This window comes from Poseidonibacter lekithochrous (assembly GCF_013283835.1).
In the GTDB taxonomy this organism is placed as follows: Bacteria; Campylobacterota; Campylobacteria; order Campylobacterales; family Arcobacteraceae; genus Poseidonibacter; species Poseidonibacter lekithochrous.
Genome location: NZ_CP054052.1, coordinates 462,086 through 484,968 on the forward strand (window position 1 = coordinate 462,086; position 22,883 = coordinate 484,968).

23 protein-coding genes are annotated in these 22,883 nt (G+C 28.9%); 18 read left to right on the plus strand and 5 right to left on the minus strand.

Annotation, left to right across the window (positions count from 1 at the left end):
• Nucleotides 1–13: 13 nt before the first annotated feature.
• Complete coding sequence (locus ALEK_RS02310) at nt 14–2,749, plus strand: RecB-like helicase (RefSeq protein WP_071626427.1); 2,736 nt, start codon at nt 14–16, stop codon at nt 2,747–2,749.
• Here ALEK_RS02310 and ALEK_RS02315 read toward each other — a convergent pair.
• The 3 genes from ALEK_RS02315 to ilvA form a co-directional block, all read right to left on the minus strand.
• Nucleotides 2,742–3,296 carry a thiamine phosphate synthase gene (locus ALEK_RS02315; protein WP_071626426.1) on the minus strand — a complete coding sequence of 185 codons (555 nt, stop codon included), beginning with the start codon at nt 3,294–3,296 and terminating at the stop codon, nt 2,742–2,744. The genes ALEK_RS02310 and ALEK_RS02315 overlap by 8 nt on opposite strands.
• Nucleotides 3,297–3,449: 153 nt before the next feature.
• Entirely contained in the window at nt 3,450–4,136 is a 687-nt protein-coding gene (locus ALEK_RS02320; RefSeq protein WP_071626425.1) for a F0F1 ATP synthase subunit A, read from the minus strand.
• Between the two features lie 90 nt (nt 4,137–4,226).
• On the minus strand, nt 4,227–5,432 hold the full coding sequence (gene ilvA / locus ALEK_RS02325; RefSeq protein WP_071626424.1) for a threonine ammonia-lyase: 1,206 nt from the start codon (nt 5,430–5,432) through the stop codon (nt 4,227–4,229).
• A 158-nt stretch (nt 5,433–5,590) separates the two neighbouring features.
• Here ilvA and trmD point away from each other — a divergent pair, with 158 nt between their 5' ends.
• From trmD to ALEK_RS02345, 4 genes are read left to right on the plus strand one after another with little or no spacing between them, the layout of a single operon-like run.
• A complete protein-coding gene (gene trmD, locus ALEK_RS02330; protein ID WP_071626423.1) occupies nt 5,591–6,280 on the plus strand; it encodes a tRNA (guanosine(37)-N1)-methyltransferase TrmD in 690 nt (229 codons plus the stop codon).
• A gap of 54 nt (nt 6,281–6,334) precedes the next feature.
• Entirely contained in the window at nt 6,335–6,691 is a 357-nt protein-coding gene (gene rplS / locus ALEK_RS02335) for a 50S ribosomal protein L19 (protein WP_071626422.1), read from the plus strand.
• A 36-nt stretch (nt 6,692–6,727) separates the two neighbouring features.
• The gene (locus ALEK_RS02340; protein WP_071626421.1) at nt 6,728–7,246 is read left to right on the plus strand and encodes a hypothetical protein; all 519 of its coding nucleotides are present in this window, start codon (nt 6,728–6,730) and stop codon (nt 7,244–7,246) included.
• Nucleotides 7,247–7,254: 8 nt separating this feature from the next.
• Entirely contained in the window at nt 7,255–7,854 is a 600-nt protein-coding gene (locus tag ALEK_RS02345) for a DedA family protein (RefSeq protein WP_071626420.1), read from the plus strand.
• A gap of 15 nt (nt 7,855–7,869) precedes the next feature.
• Here ALEK_RS02345 and ALEK_RS02350 read toward each other — a convergent pair whose 3' ends face one another.
• Complete coding sequence (locus tag ALEK_RS02350; protein WP_071626419.1) at nt 7,870–8,718, minus strand: universal stress protein; 849 nt, start codon at nt 8,716–8,718, stop codon at nt 7,870–7,872.
• Between the two features lie 90 nt (nt 8,719–8,808).
• On the opposite strand from ALEK_RS02350, the gene ALEK_RS02355 reads away from it, so the two are divergent.
• A complete protein-coding gene (locus ALEK_RS02355; protein ID WP_071626418.1) occupies nt 8,809–9,606 on the plus strand; it encodes an ABC transporter ATP-binding protein in 798 nt (265 codons plus the stop codon).
• Between the two features lies 1 nt (nt 9,607).
• Here the strand turns inward: ALEK_RS02355 and ALEK_RS02360 are convergent, their stop codons facing one another.
• Nucleotides 9,608–10,516, minus strand: coding sequence for a DMT family transporter (locus ALEK_RS02360; protein ID WP_071626417.1), 909 nt, complete (start codon nt 10,514–10,516; stop codon nt 9,608–9,610).
• A 214-nt stretch (nt 10,517–10,730) separates the two neighbouring features.
• Here ALEK_RS02360 and ALEK_RS02365 point away from each other — a divergent pair, with 214 nt between their 5' ends.
• The 12 genes from ALEK_RS02365 (at nt 10,731) to ALEK_RS02420 (ending at nt 22,870) form a co-directional block, all read left to right on the plus strand.
• Nucleotides 10,731–11,663 carry a dihydrodipicolinate synthase family protein gene (locus ALEK_RS02365; protein ID WP_205690428.1) on the plus strand — a complete coding sequence of 311 codons (933 nt, stop codon included), beginning with the start codon at nt 10,731–10,733 and terminating at the stop codon, nt 11,661–11,663.
• A 121-nt stretch (nt 11,664–11,784) separates the two neighbouring features.
• On the plus strand, nt 11,785–13,368 hold the full coding sequence (locus tag ALEK_RS02370) for an aldehyde dehydrogenase (NADP(+)) (protein ID WP_071626415.1): 1,584 nt from the start codon (nt 11,785–11,787) through the stop codon (nt 13,366–13,368).
• Nucleotides 13,365–14,300, plus strand: coding sequence for a bifunctional Delta(1)-pyrroline-2-carboxylate/Delta(1)-piperideine-2-carboxylate reductase (gene lhpI, locus ALEK_RS02375; protein WP_071626414.1), 936 nt, complete (start codon nt 13,365–13,367; stop codon nt 14,298–14,300). Before ALEK_RS02370 ends, lhpI begins: the two co-directional genes overlap by 4 nt.
• A 9-nt stretch (nt 14,301–14,309) precedes the next feature.
• On the plus strand, nt 14,310–15,314 hold the full coding sequence (locus ALEK_RS02380) for a 4-hydroxyproline epimerase (RefSeq protein ID WP_071626413.1): 1,005 nt from the start codon (nt 14,310–14,312) through the stop codon (nt 15,312–15,314).
• Nucleotide 15,315: 1 nt separating this feature from the next.
• Nucleotides 15,316–16,572, plus strand: coding sequence for an NAD(P)/FAD-dependent oxidoreductase (locus ALEK_RS02385; RefSeq protein WP_071626412.1), 1,257 nt, complete (start codon nt 15,316–15,318; stop codon nt 16,570–16,572).
• A gap of 86 nt (nt 16,573–16,658) precedes the next feature.
• Nucleotides 16,659–17,480, plus strand: coding sequence for a transporter substrate-binding domain-containing protein (locus tag ALEK_RS02390; protein ID WP_071626411.1), 822 nt, complete (start codon nt 16,659–16,661; stop codon nt 17,478–17,480).
• A gap of 55 nt (nt 17,481–17,535) precedes the next feature.
• Nucleotides 17,536–18,213 (plus strand): amino acid ABC transporter permease, encoded by a 678-nt coding sequence (locus ALEK_RS02395; RefSeq protein ID WP_071626410.1) that lies wholly within the window; start codon nt 17,536–17,538, stop codon nt 18,211–18,213.
• Nucleotides 18,210–18,932: an amino acid ABC transporter permease gene (locus tag ALEK_RS02400; protein WP_083574617.1), complete on the plus strand. Its 723-nt coding sequence runs from the start codon at nt 18,210–18,212 to the stop codon at nt 18,930–18,932. Before ALEK_RS02395 ends, ALEK_RS02400 begins: the two co-directional genes overlap by 4 nt.
• Nucleotides 18,929–19,654 carry an amino acid ABC transporter ATP-binding protein gene (locus tag ALEK_RS02405; protein WP_071626409.1) on the plus strand — a complete coding sequence of 242 codons (726 nt, stop codon included), beginning with the start codon at nt 18,929–18,931 and terminating at the stop codon, nt 19,652–19,654. Before ALEK_RS02400 ends, ALEK_RS02405 begins: the two co-directional genes overlap by 4 nt.
• 94 nt (nt 19,655–19,748) lie before the next feature.
• Nucleotides 19,749–20,852, plus strand: coding sequence for a cis-3-hydroxy-L-proline dehydratase (locus ALEK_RS02410; protein ID WP_071626408.1), 1,104 nt, complete (start codon nt 19,749–19,751; stop codon nt 20,850–20,852).
• A gap of 85 nt (nt 20,853–20,937) precedes the next feature.
• A complete protein-coding gene (locus ALEK_RS02415; RefSeq protein WP_071626407.1) occupies nt 20,938–21,825 on the plus strand; it encodes a DMT family transporter in 888 nt (295 codons plus the stop codon).
• Nucleotide 21,826: 1 nt separating this feature from the next.
• Nucleotides 21,827–22,870: a proline racemase family protein gene (locus ALEK_RS02420; RefSeq protein WP_071626406.1), complete on the plus strand. Its 1,044-nt coding sequence runs from the start codon at nt 21,827–21,829 to the stop codon at nt 22,868–22,870.
• Nucleotides 22,871–22,883 lie beyond the last annotated feature (13 nt).

Genomic DNA, 22,883 nt, shown 5'->3' on the forward strand with positions numbered 1-22,883 from the left:
GTATTATCTATTTATGAAAAAATATTTAGCATTAAAAGCCAGTGCAGGGTCTGGAAAAACTTTTGCATTAACCGTACGTTATATTACTCTTTTATTAAAAGATGCAAAACCCAATGAAATATTAACCTTAACTTTCACAAATAAAGCTGCAAATGAAATGAGTGAAAGAATCTATAAAACATTATTAACCCTAGGTGATGATGAAGCATATTTAAATGCAATTATAGAATCTTCACAACTTAGAAAAGAACAAATCTTAGGAAAAAAGAATATATTAATAAAATCTTTTTCAAATGCAACATTATCAATTTTTACTATTGATAAATTTATAAATAAAATACTTAGAGAATTTTGTGGTTATGTTGGCGTATCTGATGATTTTGAAATTAAAGAAGATGATGTTGAAGCTTTAAGTATGAAGTTTTTACAATCTTTAGATATTAATCAATTTGATGCTTTGATTAATTTTTCATTATATGAAAAGAAAAAATTTAATTCAATTTTTGATTTATTTAAAAACTTATTAGAAAAAAATGAAACAATTGATACTGTTAATATTGACGCAAAACTTATTAATATTCAAAAAAGTGAAGTTTTAAAAGAAGCATATAAAATAAAAGAAGCAATTTTAAATTGTGATGTAGCCTCAGCTTCAGCTAAAAAAGCAGTTGATTTTGAAAACTTTGATGAACTATTTTCAAAAACATGGTTAGCCAAAGATATTTTGGCTGAATACTCTTATTTTAAAAAATGTGCAAATGAAGTATTAGAATCTTACTTTGCAAATGTAAAAGAACAAATTACTTTATACTATAAATTAAGAGCAGGGTATAGTTTATCTAATCTATTTGAACTATATAAAATGTTCAAAGATTTTAAAGCTTCATTCAATAAAAGCAAAAACTATTTAGAGTTTAATGATATCTCAAACTTAGTATATGATTTATTAGCAAATAAAATTGATAAAGAGTTTTTATATTTTAGACTAGACTCTCAGTTCTCACATATATTAATGGATGAGTTCCAAGATACTTCACTTTTACAATATAGAATACTTGAACCATTAATTGATGAGATTTTATCTGGGGATCAAACTAGATTTAAGACCTTCTTTTATGTAGGAGATACAAAACAATCTATTTATAGATTTAGAGGTGGAAAAAGAGAACTATTTGATTATGTTGCAAACACAAATGAGTTATTAGAGGTAGAGGTTTTAAATACAAATTATAGATCATGTGAGAATGTAATTAATTTTGTAAACTCATTATTTGTTAATCTTCCATCTTATGAATATCATGAGCAGTTAAGTGTAAGAAAGGGTGGTTATGTTGAAGTTGTTGAGGATTTACAATTAGATGAAGATGAAAAATATTCTACAGTTGCTTCTAAAATTGCATCCTTAATAAAAAGTGGTGTTAACTCAAATGATATTGCAATTTTAACTTATACTAATGATGATGTATTAAATTTATATAACTACTTAAAAGAAAAATTCCCATCATTAAAAATTTCTACGGAGATGACATCTAAACTTATAAATCAAGAGAATGTAAAAGCGGTTATAAATGCAATTAAATATATCTATTTTAAAGAGAGTATTTATAAAGAAAATCTAAACGCTTTAATGGGTAATGCATTATTAACAGATGTTAATTTAGATATAAATCTAAATAAAAAATCTGTTCAAGAGATAATAAAAGAGATATCAACTCATCTTAAAATTATAGATGAAAATATTGTTAAGTTTATTGAGGTTTGTTCAAGTTTTAATAATATAGTTGACTTTGTATATGAAGTACATAAGGTTGATGCAACTATGGTAAATAGTGAATCATCAGGACTTCAAATATTAACTATTTTTAAATCAAAGGGTTTAGAGTTTAATACTGTAATTTTATTAGATAGAATCAAAAGAAAAAATGCTGATAAAAGCTCACTATTGTTTGAATATGATAGTGTAGAATTAAGAAATATTTTTTATAAAATTAAAGGTTATGAAAACTACAATAAAGAGTATGCAAATGCAATTGCAAAAGAAAAAGCTCTTAGTTTAGAAGATGAAATCAATATTTTATATGTTGCTCTAACTCGAGCTAAGAATAATATGATTGTTTTCAAAAAAGCAAAATCATCTGTTTTTGATATTTTAAGTATGAATGTAAATATTATGGGACAAATAATAGAGAGTTCAAACGTATCAAAGAACTATGAAAAAATAGAAAAAATAGACTACTCTCCTATGGATCTTGGTGTTCAAGATAAACAAATATCTAAAGAAAAAGATAATGATGGAAATATGTTATATTCTAAATATTTTGGAATAGCAACGCACTTCTGTTTAGAAATGATGGATGAGTTTAGTGAAAAGAATCTAAGTTATTGTATTGGCTTAGCTAAAACTAGATTTTCAAATTATTTAAATGAAAACGATTTTATAGATATTTATAATAGAATTTCTATGCTTTTAAATCATAATAAATTTAAAGAGTTTATTGAAGATAGTGAGTTTATTACAGAACAATCATTAATCTATAATGGCGAAATTAAAATCATTGATTTATTATTAAAAAAAGATGATACTTTATATATTTTTGATTATAAAACAACAAAAGAAAAATCAATTGAACATAATAATCAAGTAAGTTTTTATAAAAAAGCTATTAGTGAAATATTTGAAACTTCAAATGTTTCTTCGTATTTGATTTATCTAAAAGAACATGAAGTTCTAATAGACGAGGTTAAATAAAATATCTAATTGAAGCAAATCCATAAGCTTTTGTTTTTTGGATTTGTTTTAAGTGATCTTCATCTACTATGCCACCTAAGGCAATAATATCTAAATCTTCATATAAATTTATAGCTTGTTTTAATACATTAACACCTTTTGGTTCACCTTTTTTAGGTGTTGTAAATATGGGAGAGAATGTAATTGCATTTACGTAAGATTCTTGAGCTCTTTCTATATCAGAAAAGTTATGACATGAAATAACTACATATAAGTCAAGAGCCTTTGCCTCTTTAATTTCATCAAATTGTTTACTTGTTAAGTGAACACCTGAAGCACCTAGTTTCTTAGCTAAGTTATAGTCCCCATTAATTAGGATATTTGATATATTATACTCTTTACATATATTTACAAAGATTGTTGCTAACTCTTCGAAGTTAGTGGCTGTTTTATCCCTAAAACATGCGATATCAATATTATTCTTTCCTAAAATTCTTTTTAGGTTTTTTCTAAATAATTCTTGATTATCTGAATAATATTTTGGATCAGTTATAAGATACTGTTTCAATTTTTTCTCTTTGTAATAATTTTAAAAATTTTACAATATTTAATATTAATTTATCTTAGAAATACGCAGATATTTGAAGCTTTTATTTTTTTGAAATAAAAAAAAGGGACAAGCCGAAGCTCATCCCTTTTTTAATTAAGAAAACTAAAGGTTTTAGTGCTCTTCTTCTGCCATCATAACAGACCCTGCAATATAAACATAAGTTAATATAGCAAAGATAAATGCTTGTAGGAAACCAAAAGCAGTTAATAAGAAGAACCCTGGAAGTGGTAATAACCAAGGTACTAACATAAGTAGTACCATTAAGAACATATCATCACCTCTAATAGAACCAAATAATCTGAAAGACAGAGAAATGATTCTAGAAATGTGTGAAATAATCTCAATTGGGAACATTAATGGAGCTAATACAGGCATTGGACCCATAAAGTGCTTAAAATAGTTAATAAAACCATTTAATTTGATACCAACATAGTTATAGTAAACAAATACAATTAACGCTAACGATAATGTAAAGTTAATATTACTAGTAGGAGCTTCAAATCCAGGAATAACCCCAATCATATTACTAACAAAAATAACTAAAGCCAATGTACCAATTAATGGTAAATATCTTCTAGCATTTTTCTCACCCATAGTATCTGCACCCATCGCAATAATTCCAGCGATAAATGCCTCAAGAGCGTTTTGTGACCCAGATGGTACTAATTGCATCTTTTTTGTAGCAGATCTAGCCATAAAAAATACAATTCCTACTACTAGTACAAAGTGTGATAATATGATCCATTCTTGTCCATGACCACCGATTGAACCTAAGAACGTAAACAGTCTTCCTTCCATTTTTTTCCTTTTGTGTTTTTCTCAATACTAAATTATTGAGCCCATTATATTATTTATTTTCTAAAATCTTTCTAAAGATTTTAAATTAAATTAAATTTGTTTGAATCTGTAACCATTTTGTTTCAAATGTTCTCTAATTAACTTCTGATGTTCTTCACCTTTTGTTTCTAGAGCAATTGTTACGTGAGCTTCGCCAAATTCAAGCTTCACTGAGTTTCTGTCATAGTCAATTTGTACTATGTTAGTACCACATTCAGTGAAAATATCAGTTAAATGCATAAGTGCACCTGGTTTGTCCATTAAAGTAACAACTAGGTTTAATTTCCTCTGAGATTTAACTAAACCCTTCTCAATAATTAAAGATAACATAGTTACATCTATATTTCCACCACTTACAATTGCACAAACTTTTGAGCTTTCAATATCAACTTTATTATGCATAATTGCAGCAGTTGCAACTGCTCCTGCTCCTTCAACTACTAATTTATGTTTTTCTAATAAGAATAAAATAGCATTTGCAATTTCATTATCATTAACTTCAACAATCTCATCTACATTGTCAATTATTAAATCTAATAATTTAGGAGTTACGTCTCTTACTGCAATTCCATCAGCAATTGTTTTAACTGATAATGAATCAATAGGTAAGTGAGCTTCATAAGATTCTTTCATAGCACGTGCACCAGTTGCAACTACACCTGTAATTTTAATACTTGGTTTTATAGCTTTAGCAGCAATGGCAATTCCTGCAATTAAACCACCTCCACCAATGGGAACAATAATTTCATCTAAATCATCTACTTGATCTAAAATCTCTAATCCAATAGAACCTTGTCCTGCAATTACTTCATCATCTGCAAATGGATGAATAAACTCTATATCATTCTCTTTTGAAAATTCTTTTGCTGCAACATAAGCTTCATCAAAATTTTCACCATGTAATACAACATTGGCTCCATAAGATTTAACCCCAGATACTTTTGTAAGAGGAGTAGCTTCTGGCATAAAGATTGTAGCTTCACATTTAAAATGTTCAGCAGCATATGCTAAACCTTGTGCATGATTTCCAGCACTTGCTGCTACTACACCTTTATTTCTTTTTTCTTCATTTAATGTTGCGATTCTATTAAACGCACCTCTTAGTTTAAAACTACCTGTTAACTGCAAATTTTCTTTTTTTAAGAAGATATCACTATTTAATTCTTTACTTAAAATTGGTGCATAAGTTAGAGATGTTTGGTTAATAATACCTTGTAATCTATTTTTTGCGTTTTTAATATCGTTAAGTGTTATCATAGTTCTTCTTTATATGTATTTTTTTGAATATTATCTAAATCTCTCTTATATAATAAGGATTTATAAAAAAATTGACATACAATTAAGAAATATTCTAAAACTTAACATTAAATAAAAGTAAATATGATAACATTTCAAAAAAAATAATAAGGTCTATTTTGAAATTTACTTTTGTAACTTTGTTCCCTAATTTAATTGAACCATATTTTCAGGATTCAATTTTAAAGCGAGCAGTTGATTCTAAATTTATTAGTTATGAGTTTCATAATCCTAGAGATTACACTACAAATAAACATCTAAAAGTTGATAAACAAATGGTAGGTGGTGGAGCAGGAATGCTTATGACTTGCCAACCTTTATTTGACTGCTTAGATAAAATAAAAGAAGAAAATGAAGATGCTTATATTGTATTTCCTTTAGCTGCTGCTAAACCATTTAAACAAAATGATGCTAAGAGATTAGCAAAGAAACAAAATGTTGTATTTGTAAGTGGTAGATATGAAGGAATTGATGAAAGAGTAATTGAAAAATATGCTAATGAAGTATTTTCAATTGGAGAATTTATTTTAACAGGTGGAGAATTAGCATCTCTTACAATGGCTGATGCAATTTCAAGAAATGTTGATGGTGTGTTAGGAAATTCCGATTCTTTGGTAATGGAAAGTTATGAAAATAATCTTTTAGAAGCTCCTTCTTTTACAAAACCTGAAAAATTCGAAGATTTAAGTGTTATTAAAGAATTCTTAAAGGGAAATCATAGTAAGATTCACGACTTAAAATATGATCTGGCTACATGCAAGACAAGATATTTTAGACCAGGTTTAGTTACCAACAAAAATTCAAAATAAAAGTGTGATACCCCGCTATTTGCAAATGCGGGCACTTTCACCAAAGGTAAATACATGAAGAATAGATATATTGCTAGCTTTGAAGCAGCACAAATTGCAGAAAAAGAAATCCCTCAGTTTAGAGCTGGAGATACAGTAAGACTTGGTATTGAGATTAAAGAAGGTGAGAAAAAGAGAGTTCAGTCTTTCGAAGGTATTGTAATTGCTAGACACGGTGAAGGTGTTTCAGCTACATTTATTGTAAGAAAAATTGGAGCTAACTCTGTTGGTGTTGAGAGAATTTTCCCATTATATTCTGAATCTATCAAATCTTTTGAAGTACTAAGAAGAGGTAGAGTAAGAAGAGCTAAACTTCATTACCTAAGAGGTTTAAGAGGTAAAGCTGCTAGAATTAAAGAATTAAAAAGATAGTAGAACTTTAGGGCTTTAGCCCTTTAGTTTATTAATATGTCAAAAATATTAATTCATACTACTTCTTTAGCAGAAGCTAACCCTATTATCAATTCTTTTAATTTAAAAGAATTAGATATAGCTCAAAAAAATGTTATTTATTCAAATGACGACCTTTTACTTATCATCTCTGGTGTAAGTAAAGAAGAAATCTTAGAATCATTAACATATATTTTTGAGAACTTCGATATTTCTAAAGCTTTTGATTTAAGCATTGCATCTTGCAGTGATGGTTCAATTGCTTTAGGAACACTTTTTTGTACTAATAGATTTGTTAATGGTGTAAATTTTGCAAATGTTACAACAATTGAAAAACCACTAGAAACAGATGAAAACTTAGATACATTACTTGTTGATAAGCAAGCATCTTTCTTTAAAGACACTTGTAAAGAAAACATAAAAGACTACTATATACTAAAAATTGTTTCAGATTATTTTGATGAAGAAGAACCTTCTGATGATAAAATATTTGAATTAATTAATAATTCCATTTTAAAATGGAAAAACTTAATCTAAGGTAATCCATGCTAACAGACGTTGTTAATTTTGTTGTTGATACGGTTGGAAGTCTAGGTTACATTGGAATCTTCTTAATGATGTTCTTGGAAAGTTCTTTCTTTCCTTTCCCTTCTGAAGTTGTAATGATCCCTGCGGGTTATTTAGCTTATAAAGGTGAAATGAATATTTACATTGCAATATTTTCTGGTATCTTAGGCTCACTTATGGGAGCACTTTTTAATTACTTCTTAGCTATTAAGCTTGGACGTTCTTTTTTAGTAAAATATGGGAGATACTTCTTTATAAAAGAAGAAACTATTGTAAAAATGGAAGAGTTCTTTAAATCACATGGACATATCTCAACTTTCTCAGGTAGATTAATACCTGCGGTTAGACAATATATATCTTTCCCTGCTGGACTTGCAAAAATGAATATTTTTGTTTTTTCAATTTACACTACTTTAGGTGCAGCTATTTGGGTTATTATTCTTACTTTACTTGGGTATTATTTAGGAGATAATGAACTTCTAATCAAAGAATATCTTAGGTATATTATTATTGGAATTCTAATTTTATTAGCGCTTTTAGGTTTTTGGTACTATAAAAAAATAAAAAAGTCGAGCTAATCTAGCTCAACTTCTTTAATGTGCCATAAATACTGGAATATTAGTATTTTCTAAAATATATTTAGTTGTTCCCCCAAACATAATTTCTTTTAATCCTCTTTCTCCAAAAGCTCCTGCAATAATTAAATCAAATGAACCTTTTTTTGCATAGTTTAAAAGTGCTTCCCCTGGAGTATTAGTAGTTTTAACCATTTCATAAGTACTTTCTATATTATGGCAAAGTAGATAATCTTGCAATTTTTTTATTTGAATGATATCATTTGTATATTCAATTGATGTGATTATATGTACTTTTTTTGCTTCCTTCATAATTGGAATTGCTTCTGATACTGCTCTAGAAATCTCAGGTGAATTATTCCATCCAATTAAAATATTATCTGTTTTAAATTCCTTTATTTCTCGTGGAAACATTAGTGCAGGTTTTCCACTTTTAGTAACTGTAGTTTCAAAGGTTGCTGTAATTCTTCCATCATGAGGAGACGATACTACAACTAAATCACAATACTTTGATTCTTGTTCAATTAGTTTACTTCTATATCCTTCCCCTGTAATAATTTGTGCTGTAGCTTCATTTTCTACTGGAGATGGTGAAATTACATTTCCAATTTTTTTTATCTCTTCTTTAAAGATAGTCTCATGAATATTTAAATCTTCATCTAGTTTATCTTTAGCCATTGCATTTAATTCTTTTAGTACTGTATCAGGTAAATTATCATCAAATTTCATTATTTGACTTGGTTTTGCCTGGGATTTATATATTTCTAAGTGGGAATTAAAATATTTAGCAATAAGTAATGCTCCATGAATTCTTTCTCTAAGCTCTTCTCCTCCTCCAATTGGGAAGAATAGTTTTTTGTAATGCATATAATATCCTTTAATATATTTTTGATATATCAAATATTAACATAAAAATAGTAAAATATGATATATTAATAATATATTAAAAGGACAAGAATGAATATAATTGAGTTTGAAAATATAAATATAGGATACGACTATAGATATTTAATATTAAATGAAGTGAATTTAAAGATTAAAGAGGGTGAGCATTGGGGTATTTTAGGTGCTAATGGTAGTGGCAAGTCAACTTTATTAAAATTACTTTCAAATGATTTATATCCAAATACACATTATAAGTTTAAAAAAAAGATATTTGATAAAGAAGTGTGGGATATTTTTGAATTAAAAAAACAACTTGGAATTGTAACAAATGAAATACAAAATGAATTTGTTTATTCTGCAAGATATGCAAGTGCATATGAAATAGTGAGGTCTGGATTTTATGCTAGTCTTGGAAAAATGGATCATCATATATATACAGATGAACAAAATAAAAAAACAGATGAAATCTTTGACTATTTAAATATTAATGAATTAAAAGAAAAAAAATCATCTCAAATGTCAACTGGTGAATTAAGAAAATGTTTAATTGCTAGAGCCTTAATTCATAAACCAAAAGCATTACTATTAGATGAACCAACAACAGGTCTTGATATTAAAGCACAAAGAAACTTTTTAAAATTAATAAAAAAATTGACTTCATCAATGAGTATTATTATAATTACACACCATATAGAAGAAATAATTGAAGAGATATCACATGTTGCTTTAATTGCTGAAAATAGAATATATCTACAAGGTAAAAAAGAAAAATTAATGATGAGTGAAAATATATCAAAAGTTTTTGATTTAAATATAGAACTAGAACAAAAAAATGGAAGATACGTTATATCAGATATTAAAGAAGATTAAATTAATTTTTAATCTTCTTTTTTATTAAATGACTTTGTTGTATCAATAAACCAATTACAATTAAAACTAATCCTACAATAGTTGCAAGTAGTATTTTTTCTCCTACTAAAAAATAAATAAAGATTAAAGATAAAAAAGGTGCAATAAAAATAAGGTTTGCAATCTTAGATGTTGATTGTGTTAATTTCATGGCATTTAACCAAAACATAAAAGTAATACTCATCTCAAATAATCCAATGTAAACTGCTCCCCTTAAACCTTTTAAATCTGGCATAACAAAATCTTCCATATATATGTAATAAACAAATACCAAAGGCATAGCAACTAGAAAGTTTGAAAATAGGCCTACTACTGGGTTTACATTTATTTTAGTATTGTATATCCAATATAGTGACCAAACTACTGTTGTTAATAAAGCTAAAAATACTCCATATAGATTTGAAAAGTCTAATGATAAAGGATTTCCTTTTGTTGCAATTACTAAAACTCCAAAATAACATACAAGACCTGCTAATAAATCACTAAGTTTTGGTTTATGACCTAATAGGGGAATTGAAAGATAAGTTAACATTAATGCCCAAGTAAAATTTATGGTTTGTGCTTCTTGTACTGGCAATAAATCATATGCTTTAAAAAGAAGTATATATTCTAAAAATGGATTTAGCACTCCTAATATAATAATTAATTTATAATTATTTCTAAAATGTTCAATCACTTCATTTGATAGTTTTTTTATTAAAACAATAATTAAAAGAACTATGGTTGAAGTTAAAACTGCATAGAAAACTAGTTGTGCAACACTTAATGTTTGAAGACTTATTTTAAATACACTTGCAACGGTAGACCATAAAAATACCGCTATAAGGGCATTTATATAAGATAATCTTTGATTTTTTACATGATTTTGCATTATTTCACTTTTTTTAAATTTAAGTTTGCTTTAATATAAAAACAAATTTCCCTATGATATACTTTTAATATATCAACTAATATATCATGAATATATTAACAACTATGATACAAAGAAAAAAATTAAACTAAGTTAAAAGGATTATGTCAAATAATTTATTTGACAAAAAGGTAATATAATGGAAACAACTACTACAGATTGGCTTTATACAGTTATGCCAGCCGTGTTTACATGGCTAAAAGAGTCAGAATCCGGTGCCCTTGAAATTGACTTTGATGAAACAAAAAGACAGGCTGAATATGTTTTAAAAGCTCAAGGAAAGGGTGGAAGCAGAATGGGAGGACTTGTAGCTTCTGGTACTTTAGGTGAGAATAGTTACCTAAGTAACGAACAGCGTCTCTCACTACTTAAATCCCTTTCTGAAGTTGCTAAAAAATATAGTGTTCCATTAATCAGTGGAGCTGTGGCAGAAAATAAAGAAGAGATTGCCAAAATTATTACAGGACTAGCAACGGTTGGTGTGGATACTGTTATGGTTATGCCTCCAAAAACTTTAGACCTTCCTTCTGATGAAGATATGTATGCGTACTACGCTCTTGCTGCAACAGCTGCAAAAGAGGCAGGCGTAACAATTATGCCTTATAACAACCCTGATGCAGCCGGATATCATGCAATCTCAACAGATACTCTTATTAAACTGGCTGTACTACCTGAAATAGTTGCTCTTAAAATATCAACGATAGATGTTTCAATTATTGAAACACTGTTGTTAGAGAACAAAGATTTAAAAATTTTGGCAGGTGTTGACACTGTAACTGTATATGCTGGACTTGCTGGAGCATGCGGTGGGATTACCGGTGTAGGTACTGTCTTCCCAAAAGCTAGTGTTACTATGCAGGAGTATGTTTTAAAAGGAGAATGGGCCCAGGCTTTAAAAGTTTCTCAGGCTATGAACTCTATTTCATATCTTGATGGTCAGCCGCTACTTATGGAATACCTTAAGTTTGCAATGGGAATTCATCATAATGATGCTGTTGGAGGACTTCGTACTCTTGGTAAGAAATTAACTCGTGATCAAATTGAAGATGTTCGAGCAAGATATATTTTAGCAAAAGAAAGAGTTGAAGCCTTGGGTTTATTAGATTAATCCTTATTGATAGTAAGATAGAAAAAAAATTTAATTAAACTAAAACGCTTAGTATGAAATGTAAATTTATTGGAGTTTATTCAGTAGTTACAATTACCCGCATTATAAAAAAGGATATAAATTGAGTATACACGGTAAAAACTTTATTGGAAATGATTTATCATCAAATGGTGATAAGACTAGTAAGTTATATGATATTAATAGTAATGAAGCACTAGATGGTGAATTCTTTCATGCTACGCAAAATGAAGTAGAAGTTGCTTTAGCAAAAGCAGATAAGGCTTTTATTGAGTATAAACAAACTTCACAAGCTAAAAGAGCTGAATTTTTAGAAACAATTGCTTCTGAAATCATGAATTTAGGTGATGAATTAATTATTAGAACAATGAGTGAATCAAATCTTCCAAGACCTAGGATTGAAGGTGAAAGAGGAAGAACAATTGGTCAAATTAAAATGTTTGCCAATTTATTAAAAGAGGGTTCTTGGGTTGAAGCTAGTATTGATGAAGCACTACCTGAAAGGACTCCTTTACCTAGAAATGATTTAAGAAAGATGTTAAGACCTCTTGGAGTTGTCTCAGTTTTTGAAGCAAGTAATTTTCCTTTAGCCTTTGCTTGTGCAGGCGGAGATACAGCATCAGCTTTAGCAGCTGGATGTCCAGTAATTGTTAAAGCTCATTCTTCTCATAGTGGTACTTCTGAATTAATTGCAAGTGCAATTATTAAAGCTGTAAAACTTTGTAATATGCCAGATGGAACATTTTCAATGCTTCATGGTGGAGGAAGAACAGTTGGACAACAAATAGTTTTAGATGAAGTAGTAAAAGCCGTAGGATTTACAGGTTCAACGCAAGCTGGTATGAAACTTTTTGAATTAGCAAATAATAGAAAAACACCAATTCCTGTTTTTGCAGAAATGGGAAGTATCAATCCTTGTTTATTTTTACCATCATCTTTAAGTGATACTAAAAAATTAGCAAATACTTATGCTGGCTCTATTACATTAGGAGTTGGACAATTTTGTACAAATCCTGGTTTGATTTTAGCTTTAAAAGATAATAAGTTAGAAGAGTTTAAAAAAGATTTAGGTGAAGCAATAAAAGTGAGCTCTCCCTCAACAATGCTTTCATCTTCAATCCAAGAAGCTTTTGAAACAAATAAAAATGAAGCTATATCTCAAGATGGAATAGAACTATTAGGTGAATCTAATATAGAAAATACACAAAGTGAAGGTAGACCAACTGTTGCATCTGTTGATGCGCTTAAGTTTATTGCTAATCCAAAACTTCAAGAAGAGGTTTTTGGACCTTATTCATTAATAGTTGAATGTAATGACATTAGTGAACTAAATGAAGTTATATCTTCTTTAGAAGGTCAATTAACAGTTACAGTTATGGGTGAAGAATCTGAAATGAGTTCTTATAAAGAACAAATTTTTGCACTAGAAAACAAATGTGGAAGAATTTTATTTAATGGTGTTCCAACAGGTGTTGAGGTTTGTGCTTCAATGCAACATGGAGGTCCATTTCCAGCAGCAACAGATTCTAGATTTACATCAGTAGGAACTGGTGCAATTAAAAGATTTGTAAGACCTGTTTGTTATCAAGATTGTCCAAGTTCACTACTTCCAGATGAATTAAAAGATGAAAATCCTTTAAATATTCTAAGAATAGTAAATGATAAATATTCAAAGAGTTCAATATGAAATTTATAGATAAAGATCAAGTAGCAAAAGCACTTGATTATCCATCATTAGTAGAAGCATTAAGAAATGCTTTTATTTCGGATATTAAAGTGCCACCTAGACATCATCATGATTTTAAAAACCCTAAAGAGGGTATGGATTCTACTTTACTTCTTATGCCAGCATGGGAAGAAAGTGAAGCCGTTGGAGTTAAAATTGTAACAGTTAGTCCTAACAATGCTAAATATGATTTACCAGGAATACATGGTTTATATGTATTGATGGATGCACAAAAAGGTAATATTGAAGCTTTAATTGAAGGTAAAACTTTAACAGCTAAAAGAACAGCTGCAGCTTCTGCATTAGCAAGTTCTTATCTTTCTAGAAAAGATTCAACTTCTATGTTAATGATTGGAACGGGTGCTTTAAGCTCTGAACTAATTCGTGCACATGCAAGTGTAAGAGATATAAAAGATGTATTTATTTGGGGAAGAGATAAATCTAAAGCATTAAAAATTGTTGATGAATTAAAAGATGATTTTAATATAAAAGCAATTGATAATATTGAAGATGAAATTTCAAATGTAGATATTATTTCTTGTGCAACACTAAGTATTGAACCTTTAGTTTTTGGTAAGTTTTTAAGGCACGGACAACATGTAGATTTAGTTGGAGCATATAAACCTAATATGAGAGAAGCTGATGATGAATTAATTCAAACAGTTGATATTTATATTGATACGAATATGGCAAAAAAAGAAACAGGAGATATTAAAATACCTCTTGAATCAAATACAATAAGTGAAGATGATATTAAAGCTGATTTATTTCAATTAACAAGAAATGAAAATAGCGGAAGAATATCTGATTCATCAATTACTTTATTTAAATCAGTTGGCCATGGATTAGAAGATTTAGCAGCAGCTAAATTAGTAAAAGAAAAAATAAGTTAAGGAGTAAATATGTCTTGTAAAACATTTTTTTGTGTTGATGCTCATACTTGTGGAAACCCAGTTAGGGTTATATGTGGTGGAGCCCCTTTATTAAAGGGTAAAAACATGAGTGAAAAAAGACAACATTTCCTAAAAGAATTTGATTGGATTAGAAGAGGTTTAATGTTTGAACCACGAGGTCATGACATGATGAGTGGAACTATTGTTTACGAGCCAAGTTCTGATGAATTTGATGTATCTATTTTATTTATTGAAACAAGTGGGTGTTTACCTATGTGTGGACATGGAACTATAGGAACAGTAACTGTATTAATTGAAAAAGAGATTGTAACTCCTAAAGTTGAAGGAACTCTTAGAATTGAAACACCCGCAGGCTTAGTAGTTGCAACTTATAAAAAAGATGAAAAAAATAGAGTTAAATCAGTGAAAATTGTAAATATTGCATCATTTTTACATTCAACAAATTTGGAAATTGAATCATCAACATTAGGAAAACTAAAAGTTGATGTAGCTTATGGTGGAAACTTTTATGCAATAGTTGATCCACAAGAAAATTTTACAGGCATAGAAAACTTCAAAGCAGGTGAGTTAATCTCAATGAGTGGAGAGTTAAGAGAGAAGCTTAATGAGAAATATTCTTTTGTACATCCTTTAAATGAAACAATTTGTGGTTTATCTCATATTGAATGGACAGGAAAAACAATTGATGAAAGTTCAAGTGCTAGAAATGCTGTTTTTTATGGGGATAAAGCAATAGATAGATCTCCTTGTGGAACAGGAACTAGTGCGCGAATGGCACAGTGGTATGCAAAAGGTGATTTAACAGCAAATGAAGAATTTATACATGAAAGTTTTATTGGATCAAAATTTATTGGACGAATAGAAGATGAGGTTGAATTAGGTTCTTACAAAGCAATTATTCCTTCAATTGAAGGTTGGGCAAAAATTACTGGTTTAAATACTATAACAATTGATGATGATGACCCATATGCACATGGGTTTCAGGTGATTTAATATGAAAAAAGAAATAGCAATAATTGGGGGAGGAATAAGTGGAATGTGTTCAGCTTATTTTCTTCATAAAAGTGGATATCAAGTATCAATTTTTGACGCGAACAAGATTGGTGTTGAATGTTCATATGGGAATGCGGGGTTAATCGTACCTAGTCATTTTGAAACTTTAGCTAGTCCCGGTATTTTGAAAAAAGGTTTAAAATGGATGTTAAATCCTAATTCACCTTTCTTTTTAAAGCCTAAATTGGATTTAGATTTATTGAAATGGATAATAAGGTTTAATACTTTTTGTACAACAAAACATGTTAATGAAAATAAACATTTTTTAAAAGATATTAATTTATATAGTTTAGATTTATATAAACAGTTGAAACAAAGTTCTGATTTTGAGTTTGATTTTAAAAACTCAGGATTACTAATGATGTGTAAAGAAGAAAAAACTTTAAAAGAAGAACAAGCGCTAGTAAAAGAAGCAAAAGAGATTGGGCTTAATGCTGAAATCTTGAATAGCGATGACTTAAAAAAATTAGAACCTAATGCCACTTTTAATGTACTAGGAGCTTCTTATTTTAAAGATGATTCAAAAATACAACCGTACGATTTTATTATAGCTATTAAAAACTATTTAGAAAAAAATGGTGTAAATATTTATGAAAACTGCTTGATTGAAGATGTAAATATTTCAAATGGAAAAGTTGTATCAATTGTAGACAGTTCTAATAATGATTATAGCTTTGATCAATATGTATTTACAACTGGTATTTATACTTCAAAAATTGCTAAAAAATTTAATTTAAATTTACCAATGCAAGGTGGTAAGGGGTTCTCTTTTATTACAGAAAAAAATGAAGCATTAGATTTTTCTACTCCTATGATTTTAGCGGAAGAAAAAGTTGCTGTAACTCCTTATTCAGATTATGTAAGGTTTGGTGGAACAATGATGTTAGGTGTTAATGATTTAACAATTAATGATAGAAGAATTAATAATATTAGAAAAGCTGCAAATTCATATATAAATGGATTAGAGATTAGTGAGTCTTCTATGAAAGATATCTGGGCGGGGCTTAGACCATGCTCTCCCGATGGGATACCTTACATTGGAAGAAGTGATTCACTTTCAAATGTAATTATTGCTACAGGTCATGCAATGATGGGGGTATCTCTAGGTCCTGCCACAGGTAAAATAGTCAGTGACTTAATAAATGAAAATAATACTGATTTAAATATTCAGAAAATGAATCTTAATAGATTTACATAAATTTTATAAAGGAGGGGAAGATAAGAAACAACGGGCATAAAATTAGTATATCAAACAAATCTAAAGAATTACAAAAAGGAAGAAGAATGAAATTAATAAAAAAATTAACAGTTATAGCAGCTTCAGTTTTAGCAATTGGTGCGACAAGTGCAAGTGCAGACAAGTTAGATAAGATCATATCTAAAGGTAAAATTAAATGTGGTGTTGTATTGGATTTCCCTCCAATGGGTTATAGAGATGCAAAAAATCAACCAGCTGGTTTTGATGTTGAATATTGTAAAGATTTATCAAAAGCACTAGGTGTTAAATTAGAGCTAAAATCAATGTCATTTGCCCAAAGAATTCCAGCATTAAATGCAGGAAAAGTTGATGTGGTTATTGGTTCAACTTCAGATACGTTAGAAAGAGCTAAGTCAGCAGGTTTTACAATGCCTTATTTTGTATTTAAATTACAAGCAATGGTTAAAAAAGATTCTGGAATTAAAACTTTTGAAGATTTAAAAGGGAAAAAAGTTACAGCAGCACTTAGTACAACTCCTGAAACTGAGTTTTTAAAGAATCAAAAAGCAAATGGTTGGAATGCATCTGATTATTTCTCTTCTAAAAAAGAGAGTGATACTCATTTAGCACTTTTACAAGGTAAAGCTGATGCTTTAATTACAACTGATACTACAATTGTTGAACTATTAAAACTTCCAAAATATAAAGATTATGAAGCTGGACCTTTTGTTCCTGGTTTTCAAGATTTTGTTTCTATTATTGTAAAAAGAACAGAATATGGAATGATTAACTATATGAATCTGTTTATTCACCAACAAGTAAGATCTGGAAGATATAAAGAACTAAATAAAATGTTTTATGGTAACTCTCCTGTTAGAAAATTAACTATAGATGGAATATATTATTAAGTTTAATTCAGAGGATAATACCTCTGAGTTAGTACATTAATATAAGGAATTAATTATGTTTGAATTTGATTATACATTTCACTGGGTAACAGTATGGAACGTTTTTCCAGAAATGTTAAGTGCTGCTGTCGTTACTTTAGAAGTAGCAGTTACTTCTATGTTTTTTGGATTAATAATAGCTGTATTTTTATCATTAGGAAAAGATTCTAAAAATGAATTATTAAGTACACCAAGTGTAGTTTGGATTGAGCTAGCGCGTAATACGCCAGCACTATTTCAAATTTATATGATGTATTTTGGTTTAGGAGCATTTGGTATTCATTTAAGTCCTTATGTTGCTGTATTAGCAGCATTAACTTTTAATAATGCAGGATATTTAGCTGAAACACTTCGTGGTGGTTTTGCATCAATTCCAAATACCCAAATGTCTGCTTCAAGATCTTTGGGTATGTCGAAATTGCAAACGTACTGGTATATTATTCTACCTCAGGTTTTAAGAAAGGTTTATCATCCAATGACAAACCAAATGATCTGGGCAATCTTAATGACATCATTAGGAACATTAGTTGGTATGTTAGAACTTACAGGTAAAACTGACCAACTACAGTCATTGTCATTTAGAACTTTTGAGTTCTATTTAGTTACTGCAATTATGTATTTTGTTATTGCTAAAACAGTTCTTTTAGGCTCAAAATTATTAGCTTATAAAATTTTTAGAGGAGATGCCCAATGAGTAATAAACAGATTAAATATATCATATATACACTTTTGTCTTTGTATATTATTTATAGTGCATTTAATGCGATTACGACTTCTACATTAACATATTATGATTTAGAATTTTTATTAGAAGGTTTAATGAGAACTATTTATATCTCAGTAGTATCAATAGTAATTGGGACAATTGTAGGTATTCTTTTTGGATATTTAAAAGCAAATGCTGGAACTATTGGAAATCTATTTTTAAGTGGATTTTTAGATATTTTAAGATCAGTTCCTTTGATTATTCAGTTTATACTTTTTTACTCTTTCATGGGAATTTTAGAAATTGATATTTCTATCTTTTGGGTAGGTGCAATTGTTTTATCTGCATATACTTCTGCTTTTGTAACAGAAGTTGTTCGTGCTGGTATTGAATCAGTTCCTGAAACAACAAGAAGAGCAGCTAGGTCTTTAGGTTTATCTTATTGGCAAGATTATAGATATATAGTTTTTCCTTTAGGTTTAAGAACTGTTTTTCCTTCATGGATTAGTATTGTTTTATCTGTTATAAAAGATTCAGCTCTGGTATCTGTTATTGGATATTTAGAAATCTTAAAAAGTACAGAAGAGTTAATCTCTAAAACACAAGAAGCTTTATTATTATTAATAGGTGTTGGTATATTTTATTTTATCATCTCTTATCCTATTTCATTATATGCAGCGCATTTAGAAAGGAAATTAAAAATATGATTGAATTAAAAAAAGTACATAAATCTTTTGGAGATTTAGAAGTATTAAAAGGTATTGATTTAACTGTACAAAAAGGTGAGGTTCTATCTGTAATTGGTGGTTCAGGTTCTGGTAAATCAACTATGCTTTATTGTATTAATGCAATTGAAAATATTCAAAAAGGTGAAATATCAGTTGATGGAACATCAGTGCACAGTAAAAAAACTGATATTAATAAACTAAGACAAAAAATTGGAATGGTTTTTCAGCAATGGAACTCCTTTCCTCATTTAACTGTTCTTGAAAATGTTGCCTTAGCTCCACAAAAAGTTCTTGGTAAATCAAAAGCAGAAGCTGAAAAGATTGCAAAAGAACAACTAATCCATGTTGGACTTGGTGATAAATTTGATGAATTTCCTACAAGAATGTCTGGTGGACAACAACAAAGACTTGCAATTGCAAGAGCTTTAGCAATGGAACCTGAGTATATGTTATTTGATGAAATTACGTCTGCACTTGATCCAGAACTTGTTGGAGAAGTACTTGATACATTAAGACTTCTTAGAAAAGAAGGTATGACTATGATTTGTGTTACACATGAAATAGCTTTTGCTAGAGAAGTATCTGATAGGGTTGCATTTTTCCACAAAGGTGTAATTGAAGAGATTGGTACTCCAGAACAAGTTATTGAGAATCCACAAAAAGAGAGAACTCAACAGTTCTTATCAAAGGTTTTACATTAAACCTCTAACCAGAAACAACAGCACTAAGACTTAATAGAAATTATTTTCATATTTGATTTCTATTTTGTTTATTTTAATAAAAAGGAATTAGATAATGAAAATTACAAAAATAAGTACATATCAAGTTGATTTACCTTTAGTTGAAGGTAGATATTCATGGGCAGCAGGAAAATACGTAGATAGTTTTGATAGCACAATAGTAAAAATTGAAACTGATAGTGAATTTGTAGGTTGGGGTGAGAATTGCCCTTTAGGACCATTTTATTTACCGGCATTTGGAAAAGGTTGTAGAGCTGCAATTGAGGAAATCGCTCCTCATTTAATAGGACTTGATCCAACTAATTTTGGAGTAATAAATAAAGTTATGGATGAAGCTCTACTTGGTCATCCTTATGCTAAATCTGCACTTGACATGGCTTGTTGGGATTTATTAGGTAAAAAAGCAAATCTTCCAATCGTAGATTTAATGGGTGGAAGACATGGAGAAGATATAAAACTTTATAGAGCAATTTCGCAAGAAAGTCCAGAAGAAATGGCGGCAAAAGTTTCAGGGTATAGAGATGAAGGATATACTAAGTTTCAACTAAAAGTTGGTGGAGCACCTGAAGATGACATATTAAGAATTAAAGCAGTATCTGCTGTCTTAAAAGATGGAGAGACTTTGGTTGCTGATGCAAATACAGGATGGAAAGCCCATGAAGCTATGAGAGTGGTAAATGGAGTAAGAGACATAGATGTTTATATTGAACAGCCTTGTTTAAGCTATGAAGAATCTATTCGTGTAAGAAAAAATACTACATTACCCTTTATTTTAGATGAAAATATTAATGATATGCAAACTTTATTACGAGCTGAAAATGATGGGGCAATGGATTGTATTAATCTTAAGATTTCAAAAGTTGGTGGTTTAACAAAGGCTAGACAAATTAGAGATTTATGTGTGAATCTTGGACTTCCTATGACTATTGAAGATTCTTGGGGTGGAGATATTGTAACTGCTGCTATTTCACATTTAGCTCATTCAACTCCTGAAAGATTTAGATTCTCATCAACAGATTTTAACTCTTATACTCCTATTACAACAGCAAATGGTGCACCACAAAGAGTAAATGGTGTTATGAAAGCTTCAGAAAAACCTGGACTTGGAATAGAACCAATTGAAGAAGTATTAGGAAAAGCTTTATATATATGTGAATAAAATATATTTAATAAGAAAAAATAACTTGGCGGTTGCAATTTTTTTATTCATATAGTAGCTTAAGATAAATAAAAAGGATTAAGTAATGATATTAGATAACAAACTTTATGTTTTACCTCTAATCCTTTTTGTAATATTACTTTGGGCTGGTAACTTCGTATCAATTTCATATATTGTTAAAGAGATGGATGTTTTTACAGCCTTAACATTGAGATTAGCAATGGTAGCAATACTTTTATTTCCATTTTTAAGAAGATTACCTAATCAAAGTGATTTTTTGGTTTTATTTTTAGCTACCACAGCAATAGTACCTGGACATTTTGGATTACTGTTTTTATCTATACTGAATACTAAAAGTGTAGGGGGTATATCTGTTTTAATTCAACTATCTATACCTTTTTCTATTTTATTTGCTTGGCTTCTTTTTAAAGATAGACCAAGTAATTTAAGAATTGTTGGTTTACTTATTGCTTTTACTGGGATTGTATTTTTATTATATGATCCAAGTTTATTAGATAGTAGAAATGCTTTCATTTTGGCTATTGGTTCTGCTTTTTGTTTGGGAATATATTTTATTATAATTAAGAAATTAAAAAATGTTAAGAGTTTAGCTGTAATTGCATGGACATCTTTATTAGGAAGTCCTATGATGTATATATTTATGTTTTATACAAATAATTCATTTTCTTCAATATTGGAAATACAAAATAATAGTACTCTTGTAGCATTTTGTTATACAGTAATTGCAGGAAGTATTTTAGGACATGGGCTTTGGGCTTATTTAGTAAAAACACAAGATATTAGTTTTATTTCTCCTTTTTTATTACTTGTACCTATGTTTGCTGTAGTTTTAAGTAGTATTTTTTTAAACGAAGAAATTACATTTAGTTTTATTATTACATCAAGTGTGATTGTTTTTGGGATTTTTTTAGTATTTATTTCAAAGAATGTCAAAAATAATTTAAAGGATTAAAATGGAAATTTTACAAAAAATTAAAGATTCAAAAATTAAAAAAGATTTTTTAAAATTAAAAACTATTGATATGCATACTGGAGGAGAACCTTTAAGGGTTATTCTTGATGGTTACCCAAAAATAGAAGGTAAAACAATCTTAGAGAAAAGAAATTATGTTAAAAATAATTTAGATTATTTAAGAACTACTTTGATGTTTGAACCTCGTGGACATGCGGATATGTATGGAGTATTATTAGTAGAACCTCAAAATAAAGACTCAGATTTTGGTGTAATTTTTATGCATAATGAAGGTTATAGCACAATGTGTGGACATGCAACAATTGCTATTACTAAACTGGCTGTTGAGTTAGGTTGGGTAGAAGTTATAAAACCAATAACAAATATAAAAATTGATGCTCCATGTGGGCAGTTAGATTCTTATGCTACTGTTGATGAAAATGGAAATGTTACAAGTGTTAGTTTTAAATGTGTACCATCTTTTGTTGTTGCTTTAGAAGAAGAAGTTTATGTTGAAGATATAGGTATTGTAAAATACGATTTATCATACGGTGGAGCATTTTATGCATATATAAATGCTGATTCACTTGAGCTTTCTTTGAATAAGGAAAATTATGATAAAATAATATCTTATGGAAAGAAAATTAAACATGCAATAGTTGAAAGTAAAGATAATATAAAACATCCTTTTGAAGAGGATTTGAGTTTTCTTTATGGAACAATTTTTATCACTAATTCAGATATGTTTCATAGTAAAAATGTATGTGTCTTTGCCGATGGAGAAGTTGATAGAAGTCCAACTGGTTCAGGTGTTTCAGGACGTGCTGCAATACATTATAAGAAAGATGAAATTTCACTTGGTGAATCTATAACAATTGAAAGTATTTTAGGTTCGAGTTTTAATGTGGAAGTTGATTCTCTAATAGATTATGGATCTTTTGAAGCTGTTATTCCCAAAGTTACAGGCACAGCATATATTACAGGTGAACATACGTTTTATATAGATAATGAAGATGTTCTAAAGCATGGATTTTTTTTAAGATAGACAAGGATATATA

Coding starts and splice junctions, on each gene's coding strand:
- ALEK_RS02400 (WP_083574617.1), top strand. CDS start 18,210: ATGAGTAATAAACAGATTAAATATATCATATATACACTTTTGTCTTTG.
- ALEK_RS02420 (WP_071626406.1), top strand. CDS start 21,827: ATGGAAATTTTACAAAAAATTAAAGATTCAAAAATTAAAAAAGATTTT.
- ALEK_RS02410 (WP_071626408.1), top strand. CDS start 19,749: ATGAAAATTACAAAAATAAGTACATATCAAGTTGATTTACCTTTAGTT.
- ilvA (WP_071626424.1), bottom strand. CDS start 5,432: ATGATAACACTTAACGATATTAAAAACGCAAAAAATAGATTACAAGGT.
- ALEK_RS02345 (WP_071626420.1), top strand. CDS start 7,255: ATGCTAACAGACGTTGTTAATTTTGTTGTTGATACGGTTGGAAGTCTA.
- ALEK_RS02415 (WP_071626407.1), top strand. CDS start 20,938: ATGATATTAGATAACAAACTTTATGTTTTACCTCTAATCCTTTTTGTA.
- ALEK_RS02360 (WP_071626417.1), bottom strand. CDS start 10,516: ATGCAAAATCATGTAAAAAATCAAAGATTATCTTATATAAATGCCCTT.
- ALEK_RS02380 (WP_071626413.1), top strand. CDS start 14,310: ATGTCTTGTAAAACATTTTTTTGTGTTGATGCTCATACTTGTGGAAAC.
- ALEK_RS02395 (WP_071626410.1), top strand. CDS start 17,536: ATGTTTGAATTTGATTATACATTTCACTGGGTAACAGTATGGAACGTT.
- ALEK_RS02350 (WP_071626419.1), bottom strand. CDS start 8,718: ATGCATTACAAAAAACTATTCTTCCCAATTGGAGGAGGAGAAGAGCTT.
- ALEK_RS02405 (WP_071626409.1), top strand. CDS start 18,929: ATGATTGAATTAAAAAAAGTACATAAATCTTTTGGAGATTTAGAAGTA.
- ALEK_RS02355 (WP_071626418.1), top strand. CDS start 8,809: ATGAATATAATTGAGTTTGAAAATATAAATATAGGATACGACTATAGA.
- ALEK_RS02320 (WP_071626425.1), bottom strand. CDS start 4,136: ATGGAAGGAAGACTGTTTACGTTCTTAGGTTCAATCGGTGGTCATGGA.
- rplS (WP_071626422.1), top strand. CDS start 6,335: ATGAAGAATAGATATATTGCTAGCTTTGAAGCAGCACAAATTGCAGAA.
- lhpI (WP_071626414.1), top strand. CDS start 13,365: ATGAAATTTATAGATAAAGATCAAGTAGCAAAAGCACTTGATTATCCA.
- ALEK_RS02385 (WP_071626412.1), top strand. CDS start 15,316: ATGAAAAAAGAAATAGCAATAATTGGGGGAGGAATAAGTGGAATGTGT.
- ALEK_RS02365 (WP_205690428.1), top strand. CDS start 10,731: ATGCCAGCCGTGTTTACATGGCTAAAAGAGTCAGAATCCGGTGCCCTT.
- ALEK_RS02340 (WP_071626421.1), top strand. CDS start 6,728: ATGTCAAAAATATTAATTCATACTACTTCTTTAGCAGAAGCTAACCCT.
- ALEK_RS02390 (WP_071626411.1), top strand. CDS start 16,659: ATGAAATTAATAAAAAAATTAACAGTTATAGCAGCTTCAGTTTTAGCA.
- ALEK_RS02310 (WP_071626427.1), top strand. CDS start 14: ATGAAAAAATATTTAGCATTAAAAGCCAGTGCAGGGTCTGGAAAAACT.